12 protein-coding genes are annotated in these 13358 nt (G+C 74.3%); 7 read left to right on the forward strand and 5 right to left on the reverse strand.

Annotated elements, in window-relative coordinates:
• Positions 1 to 57 precede the first annotated feature (57 nt).
• Positions 58 to 978, reverse strand: a complete 921-nt coding sequence (locus ACSNOA_RS06835; RefSeq protein ID WP_436657078.1) for a S41 family peptidase — start codon at positions 976 to 978, stop codon at positions 58 to 60.
• 87 nt (positions 979 to 1065) lie between these two features.
• Between ACSNOA_RS06835 and ACSNOA_RS06840 the strand changes: the two genes are divergently transcribed.
• Both ACSNOA_RS06840 and ACSNOA_RS06845 read left to right on the forward strand, forming a co-directional pair.
• A complete protein-coding gene (locus tag ACSNOA_RS06840) occupies positions 1066 to 1593 on the forward strand; it encodes an ArsR/SmtB family transcription factor (protein WP_436657079.1) in 528 nt (175 codons plus the stop codon).
• 83 nt (positions 1594 to 1676) lie between these two features.
• Complete coding sequence (locus ACSNOA_RS06845; RefSeq protein WP_436657080.1) at positions 1677 to 2435, forward strand: MerR family transcriptional regulator; 759 nt, start codon at positions 1677 to 1679, stop codon at positions 2433 to 2435.
• Positions 2436 to 2478: 43 nt separating this feature from the next.
• On the opposite strand, the gene ACSNOA_RS06850 is transcribed toward ACSNOA_RS06845, so the two are convergent.
• Positions 2479 to 3765, reverse strand: a complete 1287-nt coding sequence (locus tag ACSNOA_RS06850; protein ID WP_436657081.1) for a serine hydrolase — start codon at positions 3763 to 3765, stop codon at positions 2479 to 2481.
• A 92-nt stretch (positions 3766 to 3857) separates the two neighbouring features.
• Here ACSNOA_RS06850 and ACSNOA_RS06855 point away from each other — a divergent pair, with 92 nt between their 5' ends.
• On the forward strand, positions 3858 to 4175 hold the full coding sequence (locus ACSNOA_RS06855) for a putative quinol monooxygenase (protein ID WP_436657082.1): 318 nt from the start codon (positions 3858 to 3860) through the stop codon (positions 4173 to 4175).
• Positions 4176 to 4194: 19 nt separating this feature from the next.
• Here ACSNOA_RS06855 and ACSNOA_RS06860 read toward each other — a convergent pair whose 3' ends face one another.
• Positions 4195 to 5748 carry a gluconokinase gene (locus ACSNOA_RS06860; RefSeq protein WP_436657083.1) on the reverse strand — a complete coding sequence of 518 codons (1554 nt, stop codon included), beginning with the start codon at positions 5746 to 5748 and terminating at the stop codon, positions 4195 to 4197.
• Between the two features lie 220 nt (positions 5749 to 5968).
• Between ACSNOA_RS06860 and ACSNOA_RS06865 the strand changes: the two genes are divergently transcribed.
• Together ACSNOA_RS06865 and ACSNOA_RS06870 are read left to right on the forward strand one after the other, a co-directional pair.
• Positions 5969 to 8347, forward strand: a complete 2379-nt coding sequence (locus tag ACSNOA_RS06865) for an acylase (RefSeq protein WP_436657084.1) — start codon at positions 5969 to 5971, stop codon at positions 8345 to 8347.
• A 211-nt stretch (positions 8348 to 8558) separates the two neighbouring features.
• Entirely contained in the window at positions 8559 to 9734 is a 1176-nt protein-coding gene (locus ACSNOA_RS06870; RefSeq protein ID WP_436657085.1) for a hypothetical protein, read from the forward strand.
• 36 nt (positions 9735 to 9770) lie between these two features.
• Here ACSNOA_RS06870 and ACSNOA_RS06875 read toward each other — a convergent pair whose 3' ends face one another.
• Positions 9771 to 10463 (reverse strand): alpha/beta fold hydrolase, encoded by a 693-nt coding sequence (locus tag ACSNOA_RS06875; RefSeq protein ID WP_436657086.1) that lies wholly within the window; start codon positions 10461 to 10463, stop codon positions 9771 to 9773.
• Between the two features lie 121 nt (positions 10464 to 10584).
• A complete protein-coding gene (locus ACSNOA_RS06880; RefSeq protein ID WP_436657087.1) occupies positions 10585 to 11190 on the reverse strand; it encodes a hypothetical protein in 606 nt (201 codons plus the stop codon).
• Between the two features lie 233 nt (positions 11191 to 11423).
• Between ACSNOA_RS06880 and ACSNOA_RS06885 the strand changes: the two genes are divergently transcribed.
• Both ACSNOA_RS06885 and ACSNOA_RS06890 read left to right on the forward strand, forming a co-directional pair.
• Complete coding sequence (locus ACSNOA_RS06885; RefSeq protein ID WP_436657088.1) at positions 11424 to 11909, forward strand: WapI family immunity protein; 486 nt, start codon at positions 11424 to 11426, stop codon at positions 11907 to 11909.
• A 103-nt stretch (positions 11910 to 12012) separates the two neighbouring features.
• Positions 12013 to 13344 (forward strand): hypothetical protein, encoded by a 1332-nt coding sequence (locus tag ACSNOA_RS06890; protein WP_436657089.1) that lies wholly within the window; start codon positions 12013 to 12015, stop codon positions 13342 to 13344.
• Positions 13345 to 13358 lie beyond the last annotated feature (14 nt).

Here is a 13358-nt window from a genome sequence, read left to right on the forward strand (position 1 = left end):
CTGGGCGAGCCGACACGCCGTGTCTCCGAACGCCGGGGCGTCAACGATCGCCAACGTTCAGGCTGCGGCCCGCTCGGGGGACGTGCCCAGGCGGGCCAGCACGGCGCGGTGCGCCACGTCGAGCGCCTCGGCGGCCGGTGTCTCGACGTCGGGCGTGACGCCCGTGCCCTCCCAGTTGGTCCCGGTCACGGGGTGCACGGGCCGGGCCACGGGGACGGTGACCTCCAGGTGGGGGTGCGCCCGGAAGCCGATCCGGGGGTGCGCGCCGCCGCCGGTGCGCTCACCGACGACGGTGGCGAGGCCCAGGTGCTGGAGGTTGTAGGCCAGCTCCTCGCCGCCGGAGAAGGTACGGGCGCTGGTGAGCACGGCGATCGGCTTGCCGGCGCCGTAGGCCGGCACGGGCAGCCAGGCCGCGCTCCAGGACTGGCGGACCGGCTCGCCGGTGCGGTCGTACATGGTGTGCAGCAGGGTGGGCTCGTCGAGCAGCCAGCCGCAGACCAGGGCCACCATGTCGGGGCTGCCGCCGAGGTTGTCGCGCAGGTCGAGCAGGAGCGCGTCGGTGCCGCCGAGCAGCCGGAGCGCCGCGGTCATCGCGTCGCCGGCGAGCTGCGGCGGGAACAGGTAAGGCCGGATCTCCAGCACGCCCACGTTGCCGTCGAGGCGCGCCACGCGGCTGATCCCGCCCATGGTGCTGGCCGCGAGGTGGACCATCCGGTCGTCGTCGGGGTCCCGGTCGCGGTCGGCCAGCTCCTCCTCGTGGTGCTTGAGTCGCAGGTGCAGGTCGCCGTTGAGGGACTGGAGGTCGGCGGTGACCAGGGCGCCGAGCGTACGCGGGTCGGGCGCGGCGGCGTAGCGACCGGCCGCGAGGTTGTCGGTGAGCAGGGCGGCCAGCCGCGCGGCGACGTCGGGGAAGACGTAGTGCTCGTCGACGACGACGGCGGTCCGTTCGACGGCCGCGGTGATGTCGGCCTGGCGCATGGCGGTCTCCTGCCTGTCGGAGGATCGGTGCCGAGCAGTAGAGCAGCTCGATTGACAAAGCGTCAAGAGGACTAGACACTTTCTGTCGTGGCCGACACCCTTCCCGAACGCCCGCTCGACGACCTTCTCGAGGTCACCACGCCCGAGCAGTTCAAGGCGCTCGGGCACCCGTTCCGCCAGCGGCTGCTGTTCTCGCTCGGCCAGCGCCCCGCCACCATCAGCCAGCTCGCGGCGGCGCTCGGCACGGCCAAGGGCAACGTGGCCCACCACCTGAAGGTGCTCCGCGACGCCGGCATGGTCCGGGTGGTGCACACCCGGCCGGTGCGCGGTGGCACCGAGCAGTACTACCAGCGTTCCGCCCGGCGGCTCCACGTGGCGCCCGGCCACGCGGGGGCCACCGCCGCGATGCTCGGGGCCGTCGCCGAGGAGATCGCGGCGGCAGCCGACGAACCGCTGCTGGAGCTGCGACACCTGCGGCTGACCGCCGCCCAGGCCCAGCGGCTCGGCGCCGCGCTCAGCGAGCTCGTCCACGAGGCCGAGGACGCCGGTGACGCGGAGCCGCGGTACGGCGTGCTCGTGAGCCTCTACCGGCAGGGCGACCCGCCAACGGCCTGACGGCCCGTGAGCGAGGCCGCAGAATCGGGCTTGACCCTCACGTAACGGCAGGCGGGAGCCTGGTTTCCGGAAGGGAGGGGACCATGGCGTACACGGTGGGTCAGGTGGCGAAGCTCGCCGGCGTGACGGTGCGGACGCTGCACCACTACGACGAGATCGGCGTGCTCTCACCGAGCGGGCGCAGCGCGGCCGGTTACCGCCGCTACGACGACGCGGACCTGGAGCGGTTGCAACTCGTCCGCTACTACCGCGAGCTGGGGTTCCCGTTGGAGGAGATCGCCGCGATCCTCGACGACCCGGCGGCTGATCCGGCGGCGCACCTGCGCCGCCAGCACGAGCTGCTGACCGTACGGATCAAGCGGTTGCAGGAGATGGTCACGGCGATCGAGTTCGCGATGGAGGCGAAGAAGATGGACATCCGGCTGACCCCGGAGGAGCGGTTCGAGGTCTTCGGGGACTTCGACCCGGACGCGCACGCCGAGGAGGCGGAGCAACGGTGGGGCGGCAGCGAGGCGTACCGGGAGTCGAACCGGCGCGTGTCCCGGTACGGCCGGGACGACTGGCTGCGGTTCCGGCAGGAGAACGACGACTGGGCCAGACGGATGGTCGCCGTCCTGGCCTCCGGCGCCCCGGCGGACAGCCCGGAGGCGAGGGACCTGGCCGAGGAGCACCGGCAGATCATCAGCCGGTGGTTCTACGAGTGCTCGTACGAGATCCACACCGGCCTGGCCGACATGTACCTGGCCGACGAGCGGTTCACGGCGCACTACGAGAGCCTCGCCCCCGGCCTGACCGCGTACCTGAGCGAGGCGATCCACGCCAACGCGATCAGCCGGGCCTGAGAAGGGGCCGGGGGTGCGACCGGTGTCGGGCCGCACCCCCGCCTCACTCCTCGACCGCGCCGGGCGGTGGCTCGACGAGGTAGTCGAAGACGGTGCGGGCGAGCCGCCGCACCGTCTCGTCGCCGCCGGCCATCGGGCCGGAGGTGAGGAAGGCGACGGCCACCTGCGAGCCGGGGATCAGGTAGTAGCCGACGTCGTGCGAGGCGTCCGGCAGGTCGCCGGTCTTGTGCGCCACCGGCACGCCGGGCGGCAGCGCGGCGGGGATCTTCGTGTTGAGGGTCTGCTCGGCCATGAAGCCGATCATCAGATCCCGGGAGTCCGGGCTGAGGATCTGCGCGTCCCACACCGCACCGAGCAGGGCGACCACGTCGTCCGGGCTCGTGTAGTTCTCCTCGCCACGCATGGCGGCCTCGGTGTCGAGCATCTTGCGGGCGAGGATCGTCTCCCGCTGGTTCATCGAGTCGATGAGCGCGTTGACCGGGGCGAAGCCACCCAGGTAGTCGATCAGCACGTTGGCCGCCGTGTTGTCACTGAACTCGACCATGTACTCGGCGAGCCGGTGGAGGGTGACCACCTGCGGGAAGGTCTCGTGCTGCAACTCGCCGGTGCCGTCGACCACGTCGGCCGGGGTGACCAGCACGCCGTCGTCCAGCGACGCCTGGCCGCAGTCCACCCGGCGCAGCAGCTCCACGAGGATCCACAGCTTGATCACGCTGGCCGCCTTCGGGCGGAAGGCGCCGTTCACCGCGATCTGCTGGTCGCCGTACCGGCCGGAGAGGTCCCGAACGGTCACCCCGGCCGGGTTGGCGGTCGAGGCGTCCACCACCTGCCGGAGCTGCCCGGTGAGCGGCAGCAGCCGCCGACCGGCGACCGGGTCGGTGGGCGGCTGTGGCTCAGTGACCACGTCGCCGACCAGCCCCACCGGCTCGGCGTCCGGCCGGGTCACCTCCACGATGCCCCGACTGCGGCCGACCAGGGGGACGTCGTAGGCGTACGTCGTGTCGCCGACCGTGACCTCGCCGCTCGCCACCCGGCCGTCCACCCGCATGTCCGGGTCGGGCACCCGGCCGGTGTCGCCGTCGCAGGCCCGGTAGCGCACCGTGCGCGCCTCGCTGTCGACCGAGAACGCGCCGCCCGGAACCGCCAGCCAGGCGAGGGCGCTGGCCGGCGGCCGCCACGACTCGGACGCCGGGCCCGGCCCGCCGCCGTCGGCGACCGCCGGCTCGCCGGGCAGCAGGGTGAGCGCGAGGCCCGCGGCGACCAGCCTCCGCAGCGGTACGCGGGACGCCGCCCGCCGGGAAGATGAGGCCTGCTTGTCTGTTTTCTTCACGTTCGTACGATAAGAAGCCCCCGAGGTTGGCGGTGCGGACGGCGACGGCATCACCCGTCCGGGGCGGCGGACCACCGTGGACGTGGGAGATGATGGGCAGGTCCCCGAGTGGCCGGGAGGTCCACGTGCTCATCGTCGCCGGCAGCCTCTACGTCGACCCGGCCGGGCGGGACGACTACCTGGCCTCCTGCCTGGACGCCGTCCGGCAGGCCCGCTCGGCGCCCGGCTGTGTCGACTTCGCGATCAGCCCCGACCTGGTGGAGCCCGGGCGGATTAACGTCTACGAGCGGTGGGAGTCCGCCGAGCAGCTGCTCGCGTTCCGTGGCTCGGGGCCGTCGGAGGAACAGACGACGGCCATCCGCGGCGCCGAGGTGCACCGTTACCTGATCTCCGCGGTCGAGGCGCCCTGATCCCGGCCGGGCCGGACGCTCACATCGGGGGTGGCTCCGGTATCGGCTCCGGGGGCAGGCCCGGCGCCAACCGGCGCAGTGAGGTGAACGTGGGGACCAGCGCGTCGTACAGCTCGGCGAAGAGTGGCAGCAGCGTCGCGTACGTGGCGGCGGCGGCCGGGTCCGGCCGGATGATCTCCTCGATCCGCACCAGGTCGGCGGCCACGTCGATGGAGGGGATCAGGCCCAGCGCCTGCATGCCGAGCAGCGCCGCGCCGAAGGCCGAGCCCTCGTGCCCGGCCGGGAAGCCCACCGGCACCCCGAGCGCGTCGGCGAGCATCTGCCGCCACAGCCCGCTGCGGGCGAACCCGCCGCTGGCCCGGATCTCGCGGACCTCGTTGCCGGCCGACCGCACCGAGGCGAGCACCAGCGCGAGCTGCTGGCACACCCCCTCCATGGCGGAGCGGACCAGGTGCTCGCGGCGGTGCCCGTGGGTCAGCCCCACGTACGCGCCCCGGGGCAGCGCGCTCCAGTGCGGCGCCCGCTCGCTGAGCAGGTACGGCAGCATGATGAGCCCGCCGGAACCGACCGGCGCGCGAGCGGCCAGGGCCACCAGCTCGTCCTCGGCGTGCCCGCCCAGATCGGGGGCGAGCGCGTCGCCCGCCCACTGGAGCACGATGCCGCCGTTGTTGACGGCGCCGCCGACCGCCCAGCGCTGCTCGGTGAGCGCGTAGCAGAACACCCCGCCGAGCGGGTCGACGCCGGGGCGCTCCACCATGACACGCATGGCCCCGCTCGTGCCGATCGAGCAGGCCACCATGCCGGGGTGCACGGCGCCGAGGCCGAGGTTGGCCAGCGGACCGTCGCCGGCGCCGACCACCACCGGGGTGCGCTCGGGCAGGCCGGTGGCCGCCGCGGCCCCGGCGGTGAGCCGCGGGAGCACCGCGGTCGTCGAGACCAGCTGCGGCAGCCGCTCCTCGCTGATGCCGGCGATGGCCAGCGCCTCGGCGTCCCAGGCGAGCGTGTGGATGTTCAGAAGACCGGTGCCCGAGGCCAGCGAGTGGTCGGTGACCAGCAGCCCGCAGAGCCGCAGCAGCACCCAGTCCTTGATGCCCACCCAGTGCACGACACGGTCGTGGAGGGCGGGCTCCTGCTCGGCGAACCAGAGCAGCTTCGGCAGCGGGGCCATCGGGTGCACCGGCGTGCCGGTGCGCCGGTGCAGGGCGAGCCCGGAGGGCACCGCGCGGAGCCGCTCGGCCTGCCGGCTGGCACGCGAGTCGGCCCACGTGAGCGACGGGGTGAGCGGGTTGCCGTCGGCGTCCAGCCCGATGAGGCTGTGCATGGCGCTCGCGAACGACAGCCCGGCCACCGGCCCGTCCAGGTCGGCGACCGCCGCGCGGACCGTGTCGCGTACCGCGTCGAGGATGCGCCGCGGGTCCTGCTCGGCGTACCCGGGTTGCGGCTCGTCGAGCGGATAGCCGGCCGAGGCGCTGGCGAGCAGCCGGCCGCCCGTGTCGTACGCGACCGCCTTGGTGCTGGTGGTGCCGATGTCGACGCCGATCACCACCGCGGGTGGGCGTCCCGTGCCGGTCACGACGCCCCCTCCGATCCGGGGTGGCGGGCGGCGCCACCCGCCTGGGGCCGACGTTACCCAGACACCGGCGGCCCCGTAGTGGGATCGCCCTGCTCGGGAGCCGTGGTGGAGCGCATCCCGGCGGTCCGGGCGTGCGCACGACCGCTCCATCGACGAGAATGCATCGACGTGAATGCCTCTCGGGCATCGGTGTCCGGGGGCGCCGACGGGGGAGGGTGCCATGAGAACCCAGACGAGACGCCTCGGTGCCGCGCTGGTCGCGATGGGGCTGGTGGCCACGGGGCTCGCCGCCACCCCGGCCGGGGCCCACCAGCGCGACCGCGGCTACTCCGCCGAGATCCGCCGCGCCTCGTACGGGGTGCCGCACATCACCGCCCGGACCTTCGCCGACCTGGGCTTCGGCGCCGGCTACGTGCAGGCCGAGGACAATCTCTGCGTCATCGCCGAGACCGCCGTGACGGTCAACGGCGAGCGGTCCCGCTGGTTCGGGGCGAGCGGCCCCACCGACGCGAACGTGCGCAGCGACCTGTTCTTCCGCAAGGCGATCGAGGACCGGGCCGTCGAGCGGCTGCTCGACGGCCGCCGCGACGGCGTCCACGCCCCCTCCGACGACGTCCGCGACCTGGTCCGCGGCTTCGCGGCCGGCTACAACTCGTACCTGCGGCGGACCGGCGTGGCGAGGCTGACCGACCCGGCGTGCCGGGGCCGGGGCTGGGTGCGCCCGCTCACCGAACTGGACGTCTGGCGTACCACCTGGGCCAGCATGGTCCGGGCCGGCTCGGCGGCCGTGCTCGACGGGATCGTCGCCGCGGCCCCGCCCACGGCCACCGGCGAGGCCGCCGTGCAGGACGCGCCCGGCGCGGCCGCGGTGGTCGCCGCCGCCGACGGCACCCCCGCCGGGGTGGGCAGCAACGCGTACGGCCTGGGCGAGGCGGCCACCGCGAACCGGGGCGGCATGGTGCTCGCCAACCCGCACTTCCCCTGGGACGGCGCCGAACGCTTCTACCGGATGCACCTCAAGGTGCCCGGCCGCTACGACGTGGAGGGCGCCGCGCTCATCGGCGACCCGATCGTCGAGATCGGGCACAACGGCACGCTCGCCTGGAGCCACACCGTCTCCACGGCCCGCCGCTTCGTCTGGCACCGGCTCGCGCTGGTCCCCGGTGACCCCACCTCGTACTACGTCGACGGCCGGCCGCGGAGGATGACCACCCGCACGGTCACCGTGCAGGCGCCCGGCCCGGACGGCCGCCTCGCCCCGGTGCGCCGCACCTTCCACGACACCCACTACGGGCCCGTCGTCGTGGTGCCCGGCACGTTCGACTGGACGGCCACCACCGCGTACGCCATCACCGACGTCAACGCCACCAACAACCGGGCCCTCGACGGCTGGCTCCAGATGGGCCGGGCCTCGACGGTACGCGAGCTGAAGAGCGTGCTCGACCGCTACCAGTTCCTGCCCTGGGTCAACGTGATCGCCGCCGACGCCCGGGGCGAGGCCCTCTACGCCGACCACTCGGTGGTGCCCCGGGTGACCGACGCGCTCGCCGCGACCTGCATCCCGGCCGCCTTCCGCCCGATGTACGCGAGCAGCGGCCAGGCCGTGCTGGACGGCTCCCGGTCGGCGTGCGGGCTCGGCGCCGACCCGGACGCCGCCGTACCCGGGATCTTCGGCCCGGCCGACCTGCCGGTCCGCTTCCGGGGCGACTACGTGACAAACTCCAACGACAGCTACTGGCTCGCCAACCCGGAGGCGCCGCTCGAGGGCTACCCGCGGATCATGGGCGACGAGGGCACGCCGCGCAGTCTGCGCACCCGGCTCGGCCTCGACCAGGTGCAACGGCGGCTCGCCGGCACCGACGGGCTCCCCGGACGGGGGTTCACCGCCGAGCGCCTGTGGCAGACCGTCTTCGGCAACCGCGTGTACGGCGGCGAGCTGGTCCGCGACGACCTGGTGCGACTGTGCACCGCCCGGCCCACCGCCACCGCCTCCGACGGGGCCACCGTCGACCTGCGCGACGCCTGCGCCGCGCTCCGGCGCTGGGACCTGCACGCCGACCTCGGCAGCCGGGGCGCGCACGTGTTCGTCGAGTTCGCGGTCGAGGGCGGGCTGCGCTTCGCCGACGCCTTCTCCGCGGCCGACCCGGTGCGCACCCCCCGACGGCTCGACACCGCCGACCCCCGGGTGCTCACCGCGCTCGCCGACGCCGTACGGAACCTCGCCGGCGTACCGCTCGACGCCCGACTCGGCGACATCCAGACCGAGCCGCGCGGCGACCGGCGCATCCCCATCCACGGCGGCCGCGCCGAGGCCGGCATCTTCAACATGATCGTCAGCACCCGGGTGCCGGGTGTCGGCTACCCGAAGGTGGTGCACGGGTCGTCGTTCGTGATGGCCGTCGAACTGGGCTCGCACGGCCCGTCCGGCCGGCAGATCCTCACGTACTCCCAGTCGACGAACCCGAACTCCCCCTGGTACGGCGACCAGACCGCGCTCTACTCCCGCAAGGGCTGGGACACGATCAAGTACACCGAGGCGCAGATCAAGGCCGACCTGCACTTGCGCACCTACCGGGTGGGGGAGGGCCGCCGCCACTGAGACCCTCGCCCGGCGGGCGCGGTGCGCGTCCGCCGGGCGGTGTGTGCGCGACACGCCCGACGGACATGAATCGACGCGGCAGTACCGGCCTATCGTCCATGTTGCTCCGCCGATCGGATATTTCGTCCGTTCTGGCGGGTCCGCGCCGGCCCCCGTGGAAGTTGTCCCGGGTGACACCCCGATTGGTGGCCTGCGCGGCGAAGGAGTCGGCATGGCAAGGACTGATTCGACGGGTTCCACATGGCGGTACCGGTGGGCGCACCGGCAGAACGAGCGCCGGCACCGGACGTACCGCAGCGCCGACGCGGCATGGCGGCGGCGCGACGACGAGCTGCGGCGGCTGCGCGCGCTCGCCGCCGACTTCCAGGGCTCCGCGGCGGCCGGCGCCGGCCTCCCGCTGGAACTGGCGCCCGACGAGGTGGTGCTCTGGGTGTGGCCCGCGGCGCAGCTCGTCGAGGTCCGGCACCACGCGGTGCTGCCCGCTCCCGACCTGGCCGTCATCCCGGAGTCGGCGCCGCTGCGGCCCCGCCGACCCGACGGCGTCCGCGTCGCCGACGCGGGGATGGCCGTGATCACCAGCCGTCGGCTGGTGCTGCTCGGACGCGGCCGGCGCGACTGGGCGTACGGAAAGATGACCGGCCTGGCCCACGACCCGTCCGCCCCCGTCACCCTGATCCAGGTGCTCGACCGCCGGCGCACCTCCGGTCTCCTGCTGCCCGTCGAGGCGGCGGCCGACTTCCGGTTCAAGCTGACCCTCGCCTTCGCCGACGCCATCGAACAGCGCGCCGCAGTGATCGCCCAGCTCGACGAGATGATCGCCGAACACGAGCAGCTCAAGCCGTTCCGGCCGGCCGTCGCGACCCCGGGGCAGGCGCGGCTGTCCGGGCTGGTCCCCGGCGGCCGCCGTACGGTGGCGATCGCCGCGGCCGTCGCCGTGCTGGTGCCCGCGGCGCTCATCGAGTCCAACCCGTCCGACCCGGCCGGGGAGCGGGCCGTGGCCGCCACGCCGGCCGCCAGCCCGAGCGCCGTGCCGGCGCTGGGCCGGCCGGCGGACTCCGCCCCGGCCCCCTCGGCCTCGGGTCGTGCGTCCTCGGTTGGCGCTTCGTCAGCTGGCACGTCCGCCCCGAAGCCGAAGCGCGCGACGCCGTCGCCGAGCGGCGAACGGCTCTGCGGCGCACCCGCCAACCCCATGGGGTACGACTTCTGCGGCGGCAACCGGATCCGCAAGCCCGCCGCGGCGACCTGCGACTACTTCGACTGCGCCCAGGAGTTCTGGGCCGGCCGGGGCTACCTCGTGCAGTGCCGCGACGGTGTGGTCAGCCTGAACGGTGGTCGCCGCGACGCCTGCACCGCACACCGAGGCGTCCGCCGGACGGTCTGGACCTGACGCTCGCCGGAAGCCGGGGCGCCGGGGCCCGCCCGTCTACTCGGTGGCGGCGTCGAGCAGCACCTGCGCCAGCTCGTGGGGCTGCGAGAACATCGGCCAGTGCCCGGTGTCCATCTCGACCAGTCGCCACCGGTCGTTCTTGAGCAGCGCCGCGACGTCGGGGCTGGGCTCGTCGCCGTCGAGCAGGCACTTGACGTACGTCGCCGGCAGCTCGCCGAGCGGACGCGTCAGCACGGCCGGCTCGGTGAGCGTGGCGCCCGGGTGCGGCGTCGAGCCGCCCACGATGCGGGCGATCTGCTCGCCGTTGAGCCCCTGGCCGGCGTAGTCGTCGGCGGTCAGCGGGGGCCAGAACCCGCCGTTGTCGTCGATGGCGGCCCGCACCCGCTCCCCGAAGGGCGGCCGTACGAACGACTCGCCGTCGTGGGGCACGTTCGAGTCGACGAAGACCACTCGCCGCAGCCGGTCGCCGATGCGCTCCGCGGCCTGACCCACCGGGATGCCCGAGTAGCTGTGGCCCACGAGCACCACGTCGCGCAGATCCTGCCGCTCGATCTCGTCGACGATGTCCTGCACGTGGGTCTGCTGGCCGGCCGGCAGACCCTGACGCTCGGCGAGACCGGAGAGCGTCACGGGGTGAGCGCCGTGCCCGGCCGCGCGCAGCTTCGGCACGACCTCGTCCCATGCCCACGCTCCGAGCCACGCGCCCGCCACCAGTACGAATTCCGCCATGTCCCGCACGGTAGTACCGCGGCCCGACAATGTCCGCCCCGGGTCGCAGGCCCTTCGCCGCTCCGCTCGCAGGCCCTTCGCCGCCTCGCTCGCCGGCTCCGCGCCGCCCCCGTCCGACGCGTCAGGTATCGGCGGTGCCCAGCCGGAGCGGGAGCAGGGCCGCGAAGATGAGCGCGCCGCCGACCGGCAGCAGGTCGAGGTTCGCCGCGATGCCGACGAATCCGAGCAGTACGAGCGGCGGCGCCCAGAGCGGCAGCCGGCGTGGCCGGGTGGTGGCGGTCTGGATGAGCAGCGCCAGCACGCCCAGTTGGAACAGCAGCGGCCCGACCGCGAACAGCGGGTCCGGCAGCGGGGCGGCGTCGGCCAACCCGGCGAACAGGTCACCGAGGATCACCCAGACGAAGCTCGCGGCGCCGACCAGGGCCGCTACGGCGGCGGTGTTGGTGAGTGGCCGCAGGCGGGGCGCGTCGGACAGCAGCACGCGCCGCAGGCCCACGGCCAGTCCGGCGAAGAGGACGATCGAAACGAGGAACAGGCTGTGGCCGGTGTTCCACGCCCAGCCCGGCCCGTGATCGCCGTCCAGACCGTCGGCCAGCCGGAAGATCCCGTAGAGCAGGAGCAGGACCGGCGCCGCGACGGCGGCCAGCCGCAGTGGGGAGATCGCGCGTACGGTGACGCGGGGCGGCGGGGCACCGCGGGCCGGGCGGGCGGCACTGGTGGCAGTCATCCTCCAAGCTTGGCGGCGCGGCACCGGCCACACCATGGGGGTCTCCCCGCACCCACCCCGGAACCCGCATCCCCGACCCCCTCAGGGCCGCCCAGTCCGTCGATCTTGCACTTTGTGCCCGGGTACAAGGGGCGAATGCCGCAGATCGAGGGCACAATCTGCAAGATCGCGGAAACGAAGGGGTCTGTCTGGTTTGGGTATTTTTGGGCTAATTATGAGGGATCATGGCTGGTATGGAAGTGCGCTCGGATGATGGTGCGCGGCTGCGGATCCGGCCGGTCGGCTACCAGCCGGGTGTCGAGCCGCCCGTCGAGCCCGAGGAGATGGAGGGGTGGGACGACTGGCTGCTCATCGAGGTGGACGCCCGGACGGCCGACGGCCAGGCCTGGTCACACAGCGAGCCGTGTCTCACCGTGGCCGAGGCCGGAGTCCTCGCCGACTGGCTGTCGCTGCAGGCGAGGCTGGCCACCCAACCGTCGACGCTGCCGGCGGTGCTGCGCTTCACCGAGCCCAACCTGACGTTCCGCACCCGGGTCATTCGCCGGCGCCGGATGGAACTCGTCGTCGAGTTCTCCTACGAGTCGCTGCCGCCGTGGATGCGCCGCCCGCTCAGCGCCGTGTACCCGCTGCCCCTCACCGTCTCGGCCGACGCCCTGGCCGTGGCCGCCGAGCAGTGGTCGCGGGAGATCGAGGCGTACCCGCAGCGGGTGATCTCGTAGGGTCGGCCGCATCGGCGCGTACCAATCCGCTCTTATCGGGAACAAAGGGAAGCTTCGATCCCTCGAGCGTGACCTGACTCGTACGCGAGCGGTTGTACCGCGCGTGACCACCACATCACCCGGCACGGTCGTCGCGGCCACCCCGTCACCCACATGGCGGACAGCCTGGGCCGAACGCGAGAACGAGCGGCGGCGGAGCGCGCACCGCCGCGAGCTCGCGGCGTGGCGCCGCCGCGCCGACGAACTCACCCGGCAGCGGATCGAAGCGGCCACCTTCCTCGGCTGCACCGAGCCCCGCACCGGCCTGCCCGTGGACCTCGACGACGACGAACTCGTCTACCGGATCCTGCCCACCACCGAACTGGTCGAGGCCACCGCCCGGCACGTACCCGGTCTGCCGCAGGCCGCGCTCAGCGTCGGGCCTCCGGCGCCGTCGAGCCGTATGCTGCCGAAGGGTCTGCGGGTCGCGGGCGCCGGCCTGGCCGTCGTGACCAACCACCGCGTCGCCTTTGCCGGCCGCGCGCTGCGCCGGGAGTGGAGGTACGCGGACCTCACGGCGCCGGCCCACCACCCCGACGTGCCGCTGACCCTGCTGCACACCACCGACGGGGGGCGGCTCGCCGGGCTGCTCGTGCCGGCGACCACCGTGGCGAACGCCCGGTTCTACCTCACCCTCGCCGTCGCCGCGGCCCGTGGGGAGCGTGCCGCCGTGGTCGCGGAACTCGACGCCCTCGCCGAGATCCACGAGCGGTGCCGTCCCGCGCTGCCGGCGCCGGCCGACCCGTGGCACGCTCCGCTGGTCGCGCGCCGCCCCGACCGGCGGGCCGCCGTCGCGGCGGCCACCGTGGCGTTCGTGGCGTTCGCGGCCAGCGCGTACGGGTCCGACGAGGACATCCCGCGCTACCGCGCCGAGGCGGGCGGGATCGTCCTGGACGTCGAGCCGCCCCCGGCGATCGGCGCGGTCGTGCCGACCCTCGCCCCGGCCCCGCCTGCCGCGGGCGGTGCGACGGCCCCGCCCACGACCGGCCCCACGGCGCCCGCCACGCACGACGGGACACCGGCCGGCGGCGTCGCCGTCACGACGGCTGGCGGGGCAGCCGGACCCGGCGCGCGTGAGCGGGCAGCGGATCCCGGCGCGGGCGGTGGGTCCGGCCGGGGCTCGGTCGGCGCCCCGGAGGCACCCGCACCGTCGGCACCGACCACCGCGCCGGCGCCGCCCAAGCCGACCAGGCCCCCGACCAGCCCCGCGCCGGCGCCGAGCACGCCCCCGACCACGAGCCCGCCCGCGTCCCCGCCGCCGTCGAAGCCGACCCCCGCCCCGACGACGTCACCACCGTCGTCGCCGGACTCGCGCCTGCTCACGGTCTGCCTGGACCCGCTCCGGCTTCCCCTGCTCGACCCGCTGCTCTGCCCCCGGGACGACTCCGGCTCCTGACGCGATGACGCTTC

It is taken from the genome of Micromonospora sp. URMC 103, assembly GCF_051386435.1.
In the GTDB taxonomy this organism is placed as follows: domain Bacteria; phylum Actinomycetota; class Actinomycetes; order Mycobacteriales; family Micromonosporaceae; genus Micromonospora.

What these genes read in the sequence shown, in the direction of transcription:
- ACSNOA_RS06855 (WP_436657082.1), top strand. Translation starts at nt 3,858, where the DNA reads ATGGGCAGGTCCCCGAGTGGCCGGGAGGTCCACGTGCTCATCGTCGCC.
- ACSNOA_RS06870 (WP_436657085.1), top strand. Translation starts at nt 8,559, where the DNA reads ATGGCAAGGACTGATTCGACGGGTTCCACATGGCGGTACCGGTGGGCG.
- ACSNOA_RS06880 (WP_436657087.1), bottom strand. Translation starts at nt 11,190, where the DNA reads ATGACTGCCACCAGTGCCGCCCGCCCGGCCCGCGGTGCCCCGCCGCCC.
- ACSNOA_RS06885 (WP_436657088.1), top strand. Translation starts at nt 11,424, where the DNA reads ATGGAAGTGCGCTCGGATGATGGTGCGCGGCTGCGGATCCGGCCGGTC.
- ACSNOA_RS06875 (WP_436657086.1), bottom strand. Translation starts at nt 10,463, where the DNA reads ATGGCGGAATTCGTACTGGTGGCGGGCGCGTGGCTCGGAGCGTGGGCA.
- ACSNOA_RS06845 (WP_436657080.1), top strand. Translation starts at nt 1,677, where the DNA reads ATGGCGTACACGGTGGGTCAGGTGGCGAAGCTCGCCGGCGTGACGGTG.
- ACSNOA_RS06835 (WP_436657078.1), bottom strand. Translation starts at nt 978, where the DNA reads ATGCGCCAGGCCGACATCACCGCGGCCGTCGAACGGACCGCCGTCGTC.
- ACSNOA_RS06865 (WP_436657084.1), top strand. Translation starts at nt 5,969, where the DNA reads ATGAGAACCCAGACGAGACGCCTCGGTGCCGCGCTGGTCGCGATGGGG.